Raw genomic sequence first — 16,240 nt, 5'->3', positions numbered from 1 at the left:
TACTATGGTTTCTGCGGGGATGAAACTATGTTCAAGGATGCTCCTCCGGGCAGTGATTTCCTTGCTTCCATCTGTGTTGATTGGGAAAAAGAAGCGGGCAGGGCATCCGAAGCAGGCGTGCGGGTTGTAACGCCTCGTTTTGCAACGGTTCTCGGCAAGGGAGGAGGGGCGCTTGCCAAAATGTTGCCGGTTTTCCGCTTGGGACTTGGCGGACCCTTGGGGCATGGCAGGCAATGGTTCCCCTGGATCCATATTCATGATCTTTCAAGGGCCATACTCTTTCTTATTGAGCACAATGAAATTTCCGGGCCGATGAATTTCAGCGCGCCGCAAACTGTTCGCAACCGGGAATTTACAAAGATACTCGCCAAAACCCTTCATCGGCCTGCTATTCTCCCGGTTCCGGCCTTTCTGATCAAACTTGTACTCGGAGAATTGAGTTCGGTTTTTCTTGAAGGATGTAAAGTCCGTCCTGATGTCCTCACCAGGCATGGATTTGCCTTTCAGTTTGATGGTTTGGAATCCGCTTTGACTGATCTTGTCGGTTGATCCTGGCAATGATTAACTGTTTGACAAAAGACTATTTTTAAATAATTAATTGATTGCTGCAGGGGAAGGAAAGAGCTTTCATCACTCATCACTCATCACTCATCACACCAATTATGCGAACATATAATAATAACCATGGCGATAATATCAAAATCCTTGAACTGCTCCGACAGATCAAGCGTTTTGATATTTTTTCGGACAATGATCTCAATTCTTTTCTCAAGCTCAGCAACCTCCTTACCTACAAGCCCAATGAGGTCATTATTAAGGAGGGTGAGTATGACTGCTGGGTGTATTTTCTTATCAAGGGATCCCTTGATATCATCAAGGACGGCAAAGTCATCGGTAAATTGCAGCGCAACGGTGATCTGTTCGGCGAGATGGGGGTGATTGAAGGATCTCCCCGCTCTGCATCTATTCGCGCCAATGCTGAGTCCGTTGTTTTGGGGGTTGATGCCTCGGTCATTGACCGGAAGTTCAAAACCAACGAAATATTTTTCTGCTATACCATCTACCGGCTGTTTTCGGAAGTCCTGGCCGCCCGGCTCAGAAACACCACAGAAGAAAACACTGTCCTTCGCCAGGAATTGCGGGCGCTGAAGGAAAAATATCAGGTTGCGGAAGTAAATCCGGCCGCTGAGAACCCTGACTGATATTTTCCCTGGCTCCCGTTGAAACTCATCCGGAGCCGATTATGCCGGCAGAGCAGTTCTTCTGATGTGCTCAGTTGAATAATCTTTCATAGACTTTCCAGTAAGCAGTATGGGCACCCTGGCGGAATAGTGCAGTACCTCTTTGCAGGGAATCAAGCATTGAATAAAGAATAGGTACGATAACCAGGGTCAGCAGGGTAGCCATCATCAGGCCGTAGATAACGGCAATTGCCATGGATTTCCACCACTGGCTGGATTCACTTGCCCAGGCAATCTCCATGGTGTGAAAATCATAGGATACACCGGTGACCATGGGGATGAGTCCGAGGATGGTGGTTATCGCTGTGAGCAGCACCGGCCGCAGACGGGTGCAGGCACCGTTGATGATCGACTGGCGACAGTCATATCCACGGCTTCTGAGCTGGTTGATATAATCGATAAGTACTATGCCGTTATTGACCACAACCCCGGCAAGCGAGATAACCCCGACGCCGGTCATGATGATCCCGAAGCTGGCTTTATGGATTGTCAGTCCCAGAAAAGCGCCGCCTAGAGAAAGAATCACTGATGATACGATAATCATCGGTAGACCGATGGAATTGAATTGGGTGATCAAGACCAGAGAGACCAGGAAGATGGCGACGAGAAAAGCCTTTTTGAGAAAATCCTCTGATTCCTGCTGGGCTTCCTGTTCTCCGGTAAAGGTCACCCGATAGCCGGGGGGCAGTTCGAGTTCATTTATATATTTCTCGACCTGGGCACGTGCCACAGGACCCGGGATCTTCATCTCATCCACATTGGCTGTGACGGTAACCACCCGTTCGTTATTGATGCGTACGATCCGGCCCAGGCTGCCGGTATATTCAAATTTGGCCAGGGTGGAAAGGGGAATCAGTGCACCTGTGGGCGAGGCGATGATCAGGTTTTCCAGCATCTCGGTATTGCGCCGATAGCTTTCCGGTATCTGGATAGTGATATCGTATTCTTTATCCTTTTCCCGGTAGGTGGAAACTTCAAGGCCATTATAGGCGTTTTTAAGGGCCTGACCAATGGCTGAAGATGAAAGCCCCAGCAAAGCGGCCTTCTGGCGGTCAATGCGCAACCGGATGGTAGGTGTGCCGGACTGATAATCATCACGGATATCTTCAACAAAGGGATTCTTGGCTGCGATATTCCTGATCTCACGGGCTATACGGCCCAGTACAGTAAAATCATCGCCGGTTATTTCGATATTGATGGGTGGGCCTGTGGGTGGACCCTCATCAGCCTTGGTCACCGTGATCTTGCCGCCGGGAATGTATTTGACCCGTTGACGAATCTCTGCAAGGGTTTCTCTTGAGGGGGTTGACCGATTCTTAAAATCAAGAAACTGTACTCCGATATGGGTGGGGGTATTAACGGAAAACATATCGGCACCACCGCTGACGGATACGGCCTTGGAATAGAGGTGTTCCACATTAGGCAGATCGCTCAAGGAGCTGTATTTTTTGCCGCTGGCTGTCTGATGCTCCTTGGGACTGAGGGTCTCATCGTATTGGTCGGTATTTATATATTCATTATTGCCTGTCTTGACTCCGGCAATCGCCATTTCGATCTGTTTGCTTATGCGGTCGGCAAGTTCCAGATCAGCTCCTTCCGGCATATCAATGTTGACATACATGGATGCCGGATCTATATCAGGAAAAAATTCCACCGGTTTTTCAAGGCCCACTCGCAGAAGCCAGACCTGGAAAATGATGATAAGCAAGGCGAAAGATATGAGCAGTACGGCGATTCGATTGTTAAGAACCCCCTCCAGGAACTTTTTGTACCGGGAAAGGATAAAACCTGAGGTAACCACAGGTTTTTCCATGAGTTGTTCCATGGTTTGGTGGCCGTTTTCAGGATCAACGAAGCGGCTCTTGTCCACCTTAAGAAGCATGGACGCCAGGGCCGGATTGATCACCAGGGCCACAAAGAGGCTGGAAGAGAGGGTGATGATCAGGGTCAGCGGCAGGTAGCTCATGAATTCACCCATGATTCCTGGCCAGAAGAGCATTGGGAAAAAGGCGGCGATGGTGGTGAGGGTTGAGCCGATCACCGGGTAGGCAACTTCGCTGGTTGCCCGCATGGCGGCCTGAACCCGTGGCACACCCTGAGAAGTGAAGCGGTAGATGTTTTCGATAATCACAATGGCATTATCCACCAGCATTCCCAGTGCCAGGGTGAGACTGAAGAGAACTACGAGGTTCAGGGTGATACCAAGGGCATAGAGAACAATGAAGCTCAGGAACATGGAAAATGGAATGGCCAGACCCACCAGAATTGCATTGCGGAAACCCAGGGCAAACGGCAGTACAAGAATGACCAGGATCAGCCCTGAGATAAGATTGTTCTCAAGGTCGGCGTTCATATTGCGGATATCCTTGGCCTTGTCCATGAGTTTGGTCACACGGGTGCCCACCGGCCATGTGGGCGCAATTTCTTCCAGCAGCGCTTCCACTTGATCAGCGATGGCAATGATGTTTTCACCGGCCCGCTTTTTGACCATGATGTTCACCGCAGGCTGGCCGTTTAAGCGTGAGCGGCTTGATTCTTCCTTAAAGCCGTCATAGACCAGGGCGACATCAGTTAAATAAATCGGCTGGCCGTTATGATTGCCCACCACGAGCTGCAGGAAATCCTGCGGGGTCTTGAGCTCGCCGGGGGTCTGCAGCATGAAGCGGCCGTCAGCCATGCGCATGAAACCGCCGGAGACATTCTGGTTTTCCTGGCGCAGGGTGTTTTCCAGTTGTTGAGGGGAGAGACTGAAGTAGGTGAGTTTTTCCGGCAGGAATTCCACACGGATCTCACGTTCCAGGCCGCCTGTTACATCGACACCCAATACTCCGGGAATGGTCTCTATCTCATCAGACAGGTCATCGGCAATTTCCTTGAGTCTGCTTGATTCAATGGAACCGGTAAGAGAGTAGACCGCGATGGGCATCTCCGAGATATTCACTTCAAAGACGCTTGGGTCTTCTTCAAGGTCGGTTGGCAGGTCGGGATTGGCCTCGTCGACTTTATCTTTGACCTTTTGCAGTACATCGTCAATGTCGGTGCCGGTGGTGAATTCGATAATGATTGAACTGACCCCTTCAGAGGATATCGATTGGATCTTTTTGACGTTTTCGAGGCCGGTGAGTTTTTTTTCAATGGGAATGGTGACCGAGGTCTCCATGTCTGGCGGGGAAACACCACGATAGGTGGTGTTAATAAAGACATAGGGAATGGTGATATCGGGTTCGTTTTCCCTTGGCAGGACGCGGTAGCAATAAAGACCGATAGCCACAATGAGAATGGCAAGTACAACAACGCCGACGCGTTTTCGTATGGAGGTATCACTGACGATCACTGCATGTTCTCCAGGGGTAGAGCTTATCTCAGATTGTACCCGGATCCGGGTTGTCTACGGTTTTAACTATATTGACGGCTTGGCCGTCTTCAAGGCTTCGGTGTCCGACAATGGCCACCAGCTCACCGGATTTGAGGCCTTTGACAATCTGCACCTTCCAGCCCTCGAGAAAACCAGTGGTTATTGGTCGTTTGCGGGCCACACCATCTTCGATCACATAGATAAATTGTTCGCCTTCTTTGGAGATAACCGCGTAAAGGGGTATGCCAAGGGCGTCATTTACTACTGATTTATCAATACGCACCCGGGCAAACATCCCCGGTAAAATTGTATGATCATAATTATCAATGGCAAGGCGGAAGGTATAAACCATTGCATAAGAGTCCGGCTGGCTGGACAGGAAGATATTTGTTCCGGTAACTTCAAGACCATCAAGGGCTGCAAACCGGATGATGCTTTCCTTTATTTGTCTGACTGAAGAAACTGCTGATTCAGGAATAGCTACATCAACCTTGAGGCGATTTATGTCGAGAATTTGCGCCACAGGGTCATTCTGCGAAAGGAACATGCCGGTTTTGGCGGGTAAAGCGTTAACAACTCCGGCAATGGGGGCGCGAATAAAGCATCGCTCGAGATTCAGTTTTGCTGTTGCAACTGCAGCATTGAGTTCTGCTAATGTCGCCTGCGCTTCATCGAACTGTGACTGAGAAACTGCAGATTTGCCGGAAAGTTTCTCAAGACGGGAATAGGTGGTGGCGGCAAGTTTTTGCCGGGCCTCAAGAGATTTCAGGCTATTTTCATAGTCACGATTATCAATACTTGCAAGCAATTGTCCTTTTACAACAGTATCACCTTCGACAACTTCCATGGAGATAATTGTGCCGCCGACCTCGGCAATCACCGTAAGGTCTTCCCATGGTTTGGTAATCGCCGGCAGATCAAGACTGTCTGACATAACTGATTGCGTAAGACGTTGCGCAACTATGTTGACAGGGATTATAACCGCTGCCATGGATTTCTTCTGCTCGTCCTCGATGGCCTGTTTTTTCTTGCCGATGCTTGCCATGAAAATCAGGATCAAGAGGATGAGGACAAGAAGGGTGAGCCAGGGAAGGAGCGACCATATTTTTTTTGAAAGATGATTTATTGGATAGGTGTTCATTGAAGTAATTTGTAATTAGAGATGATTGATTTAAAGGGCAGCGCAAGCAGGTTATGAATCGGTAAAGCAATCCGCAGCTATCCTGTCCCAGATTCTGTGCGCCGTTTCTTCCTTGGAAAGAAGAGGATAATTTTCTTTTGTGCCATGGGCATCCATGAGAGTCACCTTGTTGGTGTCCACAGCAAAACCGCTGTCTTTTGCCGTAATGTCATTAATTACGATATAATCGAGGTTTTTCCTGTCAAGTTTCATTTTGCCGTGGGTCAGGTGATTGTTGCTTTCAGCGGCAAAGCCGATAAGCAGCGGAAATGTTTTTTTCTTTTCTTTTAATTTGCCCAACTCAAATAAGATGTCTTTATTCTCATTGAGTTCAATGCTCAGGGTATGCTTGGTTTTTTTAATTTTTGTTGGTGATAATTCCTTGGGACTGAAGTCGGAGACTGCCGCTGCTTTGACGATCACCGTTGCCTTTTCTACCCTCTCCATCACCGCGGTATACATTTCATAGGCAGTTGTCACGGAAACCACAGTCACACCCGGAGGATGGGGCAGAGAAGAGGGGCCGCTGATAAGAGTTACTTCAGCGCCGCGCATTGCCGCGGACTGTGCCATGGCGTAGCCCATTTTCCCGGAAGATCGGTTGCTGATAAATCGTGCGGGATCAAATGCTTCCTGGGTCGGACCCGCAGTAACCAGCACCTTTTGGCTGTGAAGGTCCTGTGGTATGAGCGCTGAAAAGACGGCGTGTCGAATCATCGGCCATTCTGGCATTCGTCCCGGACCTTCTTCGCCGCAGGCCATGGATCCGGAATCAGGTTCAAGGACATGATAGCCGAATTTTTTAAGTCGTTTGATATTTTTTCGGGTTGCCGGATGCATGTACATTTTTGTATTCATTGCCGGACAGACAAGGACCTTGCTGTCAGCCGCAAGGATCACGGTTGAAAGAAGATCATCAGCCATACCGTTTGCAAGCCGGGCAATGGTTTGAGCGGTGGCGGGCGCCACCAGAATCAGATCGTTGTTTCTGGCCAGGTTGATATGGGGGATTTTTTCCGGAGACGATTCATCGAACATCCGGGTGTGCACCGCGTTTCCGGAAAGGGCGGCAAAGGTCAGAGGGCTTACGAATTTTGTCGCTGAGTCGGTCATTACCACCGTGACAATCGCCCCTTCTCTTCGCAGGTTCCTGAGCAGGTCGCAGGCCTTATAGGCAGCGATGCTTCCGGTTATTCCCAGGAGTATTTTTTTGTCGGTCAATAACATGGTTTTACTCTAAGTGCTAAGTGCTGAGTGCTGAGTTCTAAGTGCTGAGTGCTAAGTAAAAAAAGACAATAGTTGGAATTAAGGAGAATCACTCCTCACCCCTCACCCCTCACTCAGTACTTTATTTAACCTTGGTGATATAGGCATAGACGCTGGTTTTTCTGCCGTAGCCGCTGTCAATTATCCTGATAATACAGGTGTTGTCCGGTTTGATGAATGCCAGCATCACATCCTTTGCTTTGATCGAGCCGGTCATTTCCCAGCCGGTTTTCTTCATGGTATTGATGAAGAAATCAGTAAGCGAATTGATTTCGACGCGGCCGGTGAAATTAAGGATGCCGCCTGAATAGGTTGAGGTCTGGATGACGATACTGTTCTCGCGGTTCCATTCAAGCTCACCTGGAATCAAAAGATCTTTGAACTCCGATGGATAATACGGCTCGGTTCCGGCAACAGGTTTTTCTGCGGTTTTTTCCGGCTGGGATTTTTCATTGGGGCCGCTGAAATCCAATTCCGCACAACCACTCATGAGAAATTGTGAAAAAAACAGAACAACGAAGATGAACACCACTTTTTTATTGAAGATAGTTGCAGATTCCATTCGCATCCTCCTGAACCGGCGAAGCCGGAATTAGTATTTCATAAATTGGTCAGTGTCAAGCAAAGGTTCTTATCCCTGAGTCGCAGGATTTTTGTTCTTGAGCATATGTTTCGGATAAAGGTCTAAATTACTTTAAGTATGAGTTGGTCGAGATCTTTTCTCTTTGTTTTCTGGTCCCGATGTCCCGGATGTCCTATGGCAACAACCGCCATCAGATCGAGGGTATCACTGAGCTCTAAAATTTTATTTACCTGGTCTTTGTTTTTTAATATCTGTCCGAGCCAGACCGCACCAAGGTTAAGGGCCTCCACCGCAAGCAGCATATTCTGAATGCAGGCACCTGCGGCCTGATGATCCTTTACTTCATCATACATGGCTTCTTTGTCCAGATATACGGCAATGAGCGCCGGAGCGGCAAGAATTATCCGGCTGTAATGGGTCTGTTCGGCTAATTGTTTTCTGGTTTCGTGGTCACGGATAATTACAAATCGCCAGGGCTGATTGTTCAGCCCGGAGGGTGCCCAGCTTCCGGCTTTGATGATTTCTCTGAGCTGATCCAGGGCGACATCGGTATCGGTATATTCTCTGATGCTGCGTCGAGTGTATATGGCTTCTAAAGCGGTTTTGCTCACGGTTATTATTTCTGAATGAAATGATTAGTTGTTTTCCTGTTTAAGATGACGAGACAAAAGATAGTCGGTCGGATGAGAGTTTGTCAAATCATTTACCGCATGGAACATGCGTCATTGCAGGGGAAAACATAATTTGTTAGTGTGTCGCCGAAAGGTTCAAGCGGATGGGGTTGTAAAAAGTCTCTTTATCGCGGCGTAAAAGCTTAGCCAGCTTTGGGTTCGCAGAATGATCGACATACCGTTGTCTGTTTCTCTAGGGAGTAATCGTGGCGAAAAAGAAAAAACACGTACCGTTGCCGATTCTTGCAGCAGGCAATTCAGTGATCGATACCCATTGTCATCTGGATATGGCGGATTACCTGGAGGATCTTGATCTGGTTGTGGATCGGGCGTTTTCAGCTGGTGTTTCAAAAATTATCACCGTCGGCATTGATGTCGCCAGTTCACGGGCTGCGGCTGAGATTGCCGGGCGCTATGAGTCAGTATGGGCAACCGTGGGCATTCATCCTCATAATGTGCACGGTGTGACGGAAGAGGACTATCAACAGATTTTTGAAATAGCTTCCCTGCCAAAAGTGGTTGCCTATGGAGAGGTCGGTATGGATCTGGTGAAACAATATGCGCCGGTTGCGCTTCAGAAAGAACATTTCAGGAAACAGCTGCGCCTGGCAAAGGAGCTTGATCTGCCGCTGATAATTCACGACCGCGAAGCCCATGAAGACATCCTTGCAATATTGAAAGAAGAAGCGCCGTTTCCGGCCCGCGGGGTGATGCACTGCTTTTCAGGGGATGTTGCTCTTGCCAGGGAAATGGAGCGATTTGATTTTATGATTTCATTGCCGGGGATTGTCACCTATAATAATGCTGATATCACCCGCCAGGTGGCATGTGAGGTCTCCCTTGACAACCTTATTGTCGAAACCGACGGCCCGTATCTTTCCCCGGTTCCAAAGAGAGGGAAAAGGAATGAGCCGCTTTTTGTCCTCTACACTGCGGCATTTATCGCGCAATTAAGAAATATTTCGGTTGACGAGGTTGCAACAAGAACCACGCAGAATGCAGAAAATCTTTTCCGGTTGAAGTAAATTATGAATATGCCGTCTTCCATAAAAGAAAATCTTCATAGGGTGCGGGAACGGATTGCGCGTGCCGCAAATCGGGCCGGGCGATCGACTGAAAATATCAAGCTTGTTGCGGTGAGCAAGAGGCAGTCAACCCAACTCATCCGCGAAGCAGTTGTTGCGGGACAGAGAGTATTCGGAGAAAATTTTATTCAGGAAGCTCAGGGGAAAATCAATGCACTGGATGATCTGGATATCTCCTGGCATTATATCGGCCAGCTCCAGTCCAATAAGGCAAAAATTGCGGCTGATATTTTTCAGATGATTGAAACCATCGACCGAGTCAAACTTGCCAATATGCTGGAGAAACATCTCACCGGCAATGATCAGCAACTCTCAGTTCTGGCGCAGATTAATATCGGCCGGGAAAAACAGAAAGGCGGTGTCTTGCCGGAAAATGCCGAAGAATTCCTCGAAGAACTGCAGCAGTATTCTCATGTAAGGGTGCGGGGGTTGATGACCATGCCGCCCTTTATTTCGGATCCTGAAAAACTGCGGCCCTACTTTCGGGAGATGCGTCAACTCGCCGAACAATTCGCCGCCCGGGGATTGTTTTCGGACCAGGGGCAGGTTGAGCTTTCCATGGGTATGTCCGGAGATTTTGAAGTGGCGATTGAGGAAGGTGCAACCCTTGTGCGGGTCGGGACTGCTATATTCGGTGCGCGTTAGTTAGTTTCCGAATTGAAAACAAATTCGTGTTGCCTGGCAAAGTTCGAATCACCGATTAACTGTAAACTTCCAAGTTGTTTCCGGGGGACCTTCCTCGTCTTACGCCCTCAAGATGGCTGGTAATTATCGACGAGATAATCCCTGAGCTGGTTGAATGTGCAACCATAGGTTTGAACTTCTCCCTCTTTACCCCGGACCGCATATTTTTTTGAAGTGAAATGGATTTTGGCTTCCTCCAGGATATCAATGGCGTCGCCGCTTATCAGGATATCCACGCCGGCTTTTGATGTGAGGCTTTCAAGCCTGAAGGCGATATTGACTACATTGCCGATAACCGTAAAATCCCGCTGTCCGTCAACGCCCATGTTGCCGATAATTGCTTCGCCGGTGTTAAGCGCCGCATGGATCTTAAGCTCCCATGGAACTTCAGGGATCTTGTAGCCGATACTGCGGGTGTACTCACTTATTTCAAGGGCGGTCATCAATGCCTGATTAACGGTTTGTTTAAGATCCGGGCCGCTTTTCCAGATAGCAAGCACCGCATCACCGATGAATTTGTCAACAATGCCGTTATTTTTGCGGACAATGGCAGTGACCTTGCCGGTCCAGGCCCTTAATAATTTTGAAATGAGATTGTCGCCGATTTTTTCAGACAATCGCGTATATTCAGCAATATCACAGACAAGAATGGTCACTATTTCTTTCTGAATAAAGGCAACTGTCTGGTTTTCCGGGTCCTCTTCATCCTGGTCTTTTTGCAATGCAGGTGAACTCTTCTGGAAAAATATGATATTCGTGTTGCCGATGGCGATTATATCCCCGGATTGAAGGTGGGTGGGGGTGAGGATTCGTTTATTATTGACAGATGTTCCGTTGGCGGAGCCCAGATCAATGATGGAATATACATCATTCTGTTCAACCTGGATCATCGCGTGCTTTCGTGAAACCCAGGAATAGGGGAGAGCGATGTAATTATCAGTTGAGCGGCCTATTCTGAATGTGTTTTTTCCCCCCAGCGGCCAGGTGTTTTCAACAGCACCAGCGGCATCTATTTGTTTAAGGGATACGGGTAGTTCGGAAGAATCGGCCATTTTTTATCAGGAATTTAATTATTATAAGGATTTAAGAAGATGATATTTAGTGGTTTAAAAATATGAATACCTGGTTCATTATTTGAGTATTTTGATTATTTCCGAAGCGTCAGGAAACCGGCCGATTTTACGTTTTGAAAAAATTTCCCTGCCATCCGCAACAATTTCAAAAATTCCACCGGAACCGGCAATGTATTCCACTTCGGCGCTGATTTTTTTTTGAATTTCAGCTCCCAAACTGGAAGCCCGGGGGAAATAGTTTCACTGTTTGCAATAAGTAATTGATATTTTCATACATATCGCCTCGCACTATACCTAAATTTCATCTGGATAGCCATATTGTAAACCCGCAGCTACATTCAACTATAAAACCAATGCAATCAATAATATATCCTTTTGAATATTCTTTCAGTATTATTCAAAGTTGTTTTAAATGCAAAAAAAAGAAAGGTATTTAACAAGATACATGGAAATGTTAAATTGAATATATTGTCGTATTATTAATATGTTGTCGCATCGCTTCCAGAGTAATTTTTTTTGATAATTTGCTGTGAACCGGTTATTCATCTGTTTGCTTGAGGAAGAGAAACTGTATTTTTTCTCGCCTGAAAACGTATAAAGATTTGACATAACTATCTATAATTAATTATATAAATTGAATAATCTATGAACAAATCGCAGTTTCGTGTTATGAGTTAGATAATCTCGGAGATAAAATAAATTCAACGGAAGTGCAATTAGTTCTGGATGAGCCGTAACAAAACTGTGAGGGAATTTCCAATAATAATGTTTGTCGGGCATTTTCACATGATAGAATATTACCTTAGTCTCGCAGGAGGAACGCTATGAGTCCAGAGGGGGTTATACGTCAGTGCTTTCGTTTGCAATTGACCGGTTCGGAAGTGATCACCGCAGACATTAAAGACGATACCTTTGAGATCGTTGATTTGGGAATCAACGGCGTCGGTATCACTCTCAAGTACGGTAATCTGTTTTCCGTAGGTGAAGAATTAACCTTAAGCCTAACTCTCGATGGAAAGAAATTCAGTCTGCAGGGTGTTGTGGTGCATATCTCGCCGGACACCTATGATAATTTCCTGTGCGGAATCGAATTAATCAATCTCGATAAGGACAGTGCGAAAAAATTTGAAACCTATTTTCAACAGCATCGTGCCAAGATATTCCAAAATGAATAACAGCCGTTGAATTGGATTATTAGAAGGGCTCGAATAGATGGCTGTTAAAAAGGAAAAAATAAATATTCTTGACGATCTTCTGGGCGGGCCTCATTTTGATCAGATACCCGGACTTGAAGAGCTGAACGATCTTGTGAAGCGGTGTGCCCAACCCCGGGAAGATGAACTTACCTTTGATGATTTTCCCCTGAAGAAGAAAGGCAAAAGCAGAAAAGACGAGAATCAGAAACTTATCGGTAAAAAGAGAATCACCCATTATCTCAGTTCCCAACTTGCAGCTGAACTGGATGATACCAAGGAGAGTTTGATTAAGTTGATGGCTGGTGAATACGGCACCCGGGTTACCAAATCTCTTATTATTGAGCAGGCCTTAAAGGTAATTATGAATGATTTTGAGATCAAGGGTGAAAAAAGTGCGCTGGTGAAACGTATATTGGCGAAAAACAGTAAATAACTGCGAATTTATCAGCCAAGGATCAAGTTGCAGTTGCTTATTTGCTAGGGATTTTTTATATATAATATTGAAATTTAACGAATAAAGTTGACGTCTAGTAAAAAATTACACTGGAGCACCCTGGTTCTTTCCCGAATTAATACGAAAATAATGACCAGCTGGACACTGTTTATTTTACGAAGATCAGCAGCATTAAATAAATACGCATGTTTCAGAATGAGATCGTAGGTATTAAGTATCTAGAGATTCAAACAGTACGCTGCGGCAAAAAATATTTTTTTTGCGAGATTCAAATTACTGAACGGGAGATTTCGTGATGGTTGTCACTTGTCCTCATTGTGAAAAAAAACATGAGATTGATGAAAAGAGAATCCCAGCCAATGTAAAAGTGGCACGATGTAATGGTTGCGGCAAGCAATTTCCCTTACAGGTTTCACAAAAGCCCGCAGCAGCGCCCGCTGCCCCTGGTGCTGCAGCTGCTGTGCCGGCTGCACACGCTGTCTCGGATCCATCCACGAAACAACCTACCCGTCGAATTGGCGTCACCTTGAGTAAGGGCGGGGTCGGGAAAACAACAACCTCGGTTAATCTTGCTGCAGGTCTGGCCCTTGCCGGTTTTAAAGTTTTACTAATAGATACTGATACTCAGGGGCAGGATAGTTTTATGTTGGGGGTCAACCCCAAGGCCGGACTTACCGAACTGGTTACCCAGGAAGTAAGACCAGAAGAGGCCATCATCAAGGCCCGGGAGCGGTTGTGGTTGTTGGCGGGTGGAAAATCCCTGGCCGGACTCAAGCGCATCATCGACAGAAAAGATTTCGGCGGCGAAATGACCCTGAAAGAGACCCTTGAACCATTGGATGGGGCCTATGACTACGTTATCGTTGATACTTCTCCAGGCTGGGACCCTCTGACGGTCAACGTTCTCTTTTATGTGAAGGAGATTCTCGCGCCGGTTTCACTTGAAGTCATGACCCTTCAGGGTCTTGTTGAATTTTTGAAAAGTATGTCCGCTATCCAGAAATACCGCAAAGGGGTTTCGCTGAAATATATTCTGCCGACTTTCAGGGACCAGAGAGTCAAGAAATCCACGGGAATCCTTGAAAGACTTGAGCAGCTCTACGGGAACATACTTTGCACTCCGATCAGATACAATGTCCGGATTTCTGAAGCCCCGGCCTATGGGCAGACTATCTATGAATATGCCCCTGGAAGTCCCGGCGCTCTTGATTACCGTGAACTTGTCAGGAAGATTGCCAATAATCCCAATTTGTTTAAGTAAATAGTTCAATCATATAATTGACAACGGCATCGGCTCCCCGATGCCGTTTTTCGTTGCAGACGAGGTAATTATGAAAACAAATGTCGAGTTGGTTTCTTTGTATAAAAGCCTGGTTTCAGGATTGCGGAGTTTGTCCTTTGCCCTCGTGCTGATTTTTTTGTGTTCCCTTGATTCCTTCGCCCAGGAAGAACCTCAAATAATTGAAATTACCCAGATCGTCTGTCAGTTCCTCGAGTTTGAGGGGAAGAATTATAATTTTGTCACCACCCGAAAAACTGACTGTGAATCAATCAATAAGCAGACTCTTAATGAGAGAGCAGAGCAGTTCAAACCATTGGAACTCAAAAGCGGCGACTATATCTTCCGGGTCAAAAATGTAAATGTACCCTATCAGATTGGATTTTATATCAGGAGCGCCCGTCTGGTTGACCGCCTCCGCTTGCCCAAGATTTCGGGCGGCGGTCTTTATCGGGGAGTGACAAAGGATTACCCGATCCACCTCAAAGCCGGCGAATACCTGTTTTCCTGCCCGCTTAATCCTACACCGGATTATCGTTTGATTGTGACGGATTAACTCCGGATCTTATCTTTGCAATAAGCCAGGCAACCGCTTCTGAGTAAAAGCAGAAAATCATGCCCACTACCGTGGAAATCGTCGTGAACCAAAACAAGACGAGATGCAGGGTATGATACCGGTAGAGAAGCAGATCCAGAATAAAAAGGATCAGACCCTGATGAATCAGTGACGATCCCACCCGCAGCCAATATCCTTTTTTTATAAAATTCAGCTTTTCACTTCCGGCTACAGCCATGAACAGGACAATTGTCTGGAGGATCAGCGAGGCGATAAGCACTGTCAGGATCGCTGTTTTCCAGTCCAAAAAGATTCCGCAAAGCACAGCAGCGGCAACAAGAAAGACTGCAAAGCGATTGACCCAGACAACCGGCAGAAGCCGTTTGGGCACACAGATGCCCAGAAGAAGAATCAAGGCAAGAATAAACGGGGTCACCGCTTTGTTCATGTTGTGCATGTACAGTGACTTGGTTGCAGGGGGCATTTGATGGATTTCGGCAAATTTGAAGTAGAACATGCCGTAAATGCTTATTGCCGAAATGATGAAGAGCACCACCGCGGTTGCCAGGATCAGGTTGAAGTCATAGGAAGATTTTTTTAACATGATTGTTTCTGATTGATAAAATAAGTAATTATCAATTGATAATTGTTAATTGTAAGCTACATTCACTCTTCACTTTCTTTTCATTGAAACGTATGCTCGCCCGGGAAGAAAAATGAACTGATAAAGGTAAAGATCATCGCCAGGAAACAGAGAATTCCAAGGGCCGATGAAAAATACCACATGCCGGGTTTATTCGCATAAAGTCTGGTATGAAGATAGGTGCTGTAAATTGCCCACATCATCAGTGAACTGCAGATTTTCGGGTCCCACCACCAGTTTGGCCCCCATGCCTGAAGCGCCCAGGGATAGCCCAGAAGCATTCCCAGGGTCAGGACAAAATATCCCATTTTTGCATAACCGTAGCCAAGTGTTTCAATGGACAGCTCGCGATTAATCAGCATGAAAACCGATGCGGCAAATGTCAAGGTTATGCAGGCATAACTGATGAACAGAAGCGGCGGGTGGAACCACATATAATGGGCATTATAGTAAAAAATCATTTTGGGATAGAGGCGCATGAAAAGCCCCAGCCTGTTGAACGGCGTGATGTCGGCGGAAAACCATGGGCTGATTTCCCTGAAAAATTGCGGCAGGGGATCAGTAAACGGATCGGTACCAAAAAACAGGATTGCAGTTTGAATGGCGAGGATCAGGTGAATGAATCCCATGAGCCGGTGGTTTTTTATTCTCAGGTAAGCGATTGATGCCAGGAGCGCATAGCAGAGAAACCAGAAATAATATTTTTCATTTTCAATCCATACGGGGATTGTATATCGGGGCGGCGCCAGGGCGTCATAAAGGGGAAGGGGGTATGGCGAGCCGGCGTTCATGCTCTGCAGTTGCAGGTTGAGCCATTGGATGAATTCGGCCGGCAGTTCCAAGGGTAAATGTCTGTTGATACAGTAATGAAACCAGCAGATCAATAGAAATCCCGCAACATATAAACCAGCGGTCATCCCATGAAGCCAGCCGGATGATTTCTGGAAATGCGGCTTAGGGGAACAGAGATTTAT

17 protein-coding genes are annotated in these 16,240 nt (G+C 46.8%); 8 read left to right on the top strand and 9 right to left on the bottom strand.

The annotated features are described in order from the left end of the window. Window positions 1-549, top strand: a 549-nt coding sequence (locus tag KKE17_04395; GenBank protein MBU1709226.1) for a TIGR01777 family oxidoreductase, incomplete at its 5' end; no start/stop codon positions are given. 113 nt (window positions 550-662) lie between these two features. After that, on the top strand, window positions 663-1,202 hold the full coding sequence (locus tag KKE17_04390; protein ID MBU1709225.1) for a cyclic nucleotide-binding domain-containing protein: 540 nt from the start codon (window positions 663-665) through the stop codon (window positions 1,200-1,202). Between the two features lie 70 nt (window positions 1,203-1,272). On the opposite strand, the gene KKE17_04385 is transcribed toward KKE17_04390, so the two are convergent. The 5 genes from KKE17_04385 to KKE17_04365 all read right to left on the bottom strand — a co-directional run bounded on the left by KKE17_04385 (window position 1,273) and on the right by KKE17_04365 (window position 8,236). Continuing rightward, window positions 1,273-4,575 carry an efflux RND transporter permease subunit gene (locus tag KKE17_04385; protein ID MBU1709224.1) on the bottom strand — a complete coding sequence of 1,101 codons (3,303 nt, stop codon included), beginning with the start codon at window positions 4,573-4,575 and terminating at the stop codon, window positions 1,273-1,275. A gap of 28 nt (window positions 4,576-4,603) precedes the next feature. Next, complete coding sequence (locus KKE17_04380; GenBank protein ID MBU1709223.1) at window positions 4,604-5,737, bottom strand: efflux RND transporter periplasmic adaptor subunit; 1,134 nt, start codon at window positions 5,735-5,737, stop codon at window positions 4,604-4,606. Between the two features lie 51 nt (window positions 5,738-5,788). Continuing rightward, a complete protein-coding gene (gene coaBC / locus KKE17_04375) occupies window positions 5,789-7,003 on the bottom strand; it encodes a bifunctional phosphopantothenoylcysteine decarboxylase/phosphopantothenate--cysteine ligase CoaBC (protein MBU1709222.1) in 1,215 nt (404 codons plus the stop codon). A 121-nt stretch (window positions 7,004-7,124) separates the two neighbouring features. After that, a complete protein-coding gene (locus tag KKE17_04370; GenBank protein ID MBU1709221.1) occupies window positions 7,125-7,604 on the bottom strand; it encodes a hypothetical protein in 480 nt (159 codons plus the stop codon). Window positions 7,605-7,726: 122 nt separating this feature from the next. Next, a complete protein-coding gene (locus tag KKE17_04365; protein ID MBU1709220.1) occupies window positions 7,727-8,236 on the bottom strand; it encodes a nitroreductase family protein in 510 nt (169 codons plus the stop codon). Between the two features lie 347 nt (window positions 8,237-8,583). On the opposite strand from KKE17_04365, the gene KKE17_04360 reads away from it, so the two are divergent. Beyond that, window positions 8,584-9,321 (top strand): TatD family hydrolase, encoded by a 738-nt coding sequence (locus KKE17_04360; protein ID MBU1709219.1) that lies wholly within the window; start codon window positions 8,584-8,586, stop codon window positions 9,319-9,321. Window positions 9,322-9,330: 9 nt separating this feature from the next. Beyond that, window positions 9,331-10,026 (top strand): YggS family pyridoxal phosphate-dependent enzyme, encoded by a 696-nt coding sequence (locus KKE17_04355; GenBank protein ID MBU1709218.1) that lies wholly within the window; start codon window positions 9,331-9,333, stop codon window positions 10,024-10,026. A gap of 107 nt (window positions 10,027-10,133) precedes the next feature. On the opposite strand, the gene KKE17_04350 is transcribed toward KKE17_04355, so the two are convergent. Beyond that, window positions 10,134-11,117, bottom strand: a complete 984-nt coding sequence (locus tag KKE17_04350; GenBank protein ID MBU1709217.1) for an adenylate/guanylate cyclase domain-containing protein — start codon at window positions 11,115-11,117, stop codon at window positions 10,134-10,136. A gap of 78 nt (window positions 11,118-11,195) precedes the next feature. Beyond that, on the bottom strand, window positions 11,196-11,354 hold the full coding sequence (locus KKE17_04345; protein ID MBU1709216.1) for an Rdx family protein: 159 nt from the start codon (window positions 11,352-11,354) through the stop codon (window positions 11,196-11,198). A 608-nt stretch (window positions 11,355-11,962) separates the two neighbouring features. Here KKE17_04345 and KKE17_04340 point away from each other — a divergent pair. From KKE17_04340 to KKE17_04325, 4 genes are all read left to right on the top strand, one after another. Beyond that, a complete protein-coding gene (locus KKE17_04340; GenBank protein ID MBU1709215.1) occupies window positions 11,963-12,313 on the top strand; it encodes a PilZ domain-containing protein in 351 nt (116 codons plus the stop codon). Window positions 12,314-12,350: 37 nt separating this feature from the next. Beyond that, on the top strand, window positions 12,351-12,767 hold the full coding sequence (locus KKE17_04335) for a hypothetical protein (GenBank protein ID MBU1709214.1): 417 nt from the start codon (window positions 12,351-12,353) through the stop codon (window positions 12,765-12,767). 316 nt (window positions 12,768-13,083) lie between these two features. Then, on the top strand, window positions 13,084-14,049 hold the full coding sequence (locus tag KKE17_04330; protein ID MBU1709213.1) for a zinc-ribbon domain-containing protein: 966 nt from the start codon (window positions 13,084-13,086) through the stop codon (window positions 14,047-14,049). Between the two features lie 70 nt (window positions 14,050-14,119). Continuing rightward, window positions 14,120-14,623, top strand: a complete 504-nt coding sequence (locus KKE17_04325) for a hypothetical protein (GenBank protein MBU1709212.1) — start codon at window positions 14,120-14,122, stop codon at window positions 14,621-14,623. Here KKE17_04325 and KKE17_04320 read toward each other — a convergent pair. Continuing rightward, complete coding sequence (locus tag KKE17_04320) at window positions 14,589-15,227, bottom strand: hypothetical protein (protein ID MBU1709211.1); 639 nt, start codon at window positions 15,225-15,227, stop codon at window positions 14,589-14,591. The two genes, KKE17_04325 and KKE17_04320, sit on opposite strands and share 35 nt — an antisense overlap. 80 nt (window positions 15,228-15,307) lie before the next feature. After that, window positions 15,308-16,240: cytochrome c biogenesis protein (locus KKE17_04315; protein MBU1709210.1), on the bottom strand; the 933-nt coding region annotated here is incomplete at its 5' end.

This window comes from Pseudomonadota bacterium (assembly GCA_018823135.1).
Taxonomy (GTDB): Bacteria; Desulfobacterota; Desulfobulbia; order Desulfobulbales; family CALZHT01; genus JAHJJF01.
Note: the sequence above shows the minus strand (reverse complement) of the source record. Positions and strands in the feature narration are given on the sequence as shown.

What these genes read in the sequence shown, in the direction of transcription:
- KKE17_04390 (MBU1709225.1), top strand. Translation starts at nt 663, where the DNA reads ATGCGAACATATAATAATAACCATGGCGATAATATCAAAATCCTTGAA.
- KKE17_04380 (MBU1709223.1), bottom strand. Translation starts at nt 5,737, where the DNA reads ATGAACACCTATCCAATAAATCATCTTTCAAAAAAAATATGGTCGCTC.
- coaBC (MBU1709222.1), bottom strand. Translation starts at nt 7,003, where the DNA reads ATGTTATTGACCGACAAAAAAATACTCCTGGGAATAACCGGAAGCATC.
- KKE17_04370 (MBU1709221.1), bottom strand. Translation starts at nt 7,604, where the DNA reads ATGGAATCTGCAACTATCTTCAATAAAAAAGTGGTGTTCATCTTCGTT.
- KKE17_04360 (MBU1709219.1), top strand. Translation starts at nt 8,584, where the DNA reads ATGGCGGATTACCTGGAGGATCTTGATCTGGTTGTGGATCGGGCGTTT.
- KKE17_04355 (MBU1709218.1), top strand. Translation starts at nt 9,331, where the DNA reads ATGCCGTCTTCCATAAAAGAAAATCTTCATAGGGTGCGGGAACGGATT.
- KKE17_04350 (MBU1709217.1), bottom strand. Translation starts at nt 11,117, where the DNA reads ATGGCCGATTCTTCCGAACTACCCGTATCCCTTAAACAAATAGATGCC.
- KKE17_04340 (MBU1709215.1), top strand. Translation starts at nt 11,963, where the DNA reads ATGAGTCCAGAGGGGGTTATACGTCAGTGCTTTCGTTTGCAATTGACC.
- KKE17_04335 (MBU1709214.1), top strand. Translation starts at nt 12,351, where the DNA reads ATGGCTGTTAAAAAGGAAAAAATAAATATTCTTGACGATCTTCTGGGC.
- KKE17_04330 (MBU1709213.1), top strand. Translation starts at nt 13,084, where the DNA reads ATGGTTGTCACTTGTCCTCATTGTGAAAAAAAACATGAGATTGATGAA.
- KKE17_04325 (MBU1709212.1), top strand. Translation starts at nt 14,120, where the DNA reads ATGAAAACAAATGTCGAGTTGGTTTCTTTGTATAAAAGCCTGGTTTCA.
- KKE17_04320 (MBU1709211.1), bottom strand. Translation starts at nt 15,227, where the DNA reads ATGTTAAAAAAATCTTCCTATGACTTCAACCTGATCCTGGCAACCGCG.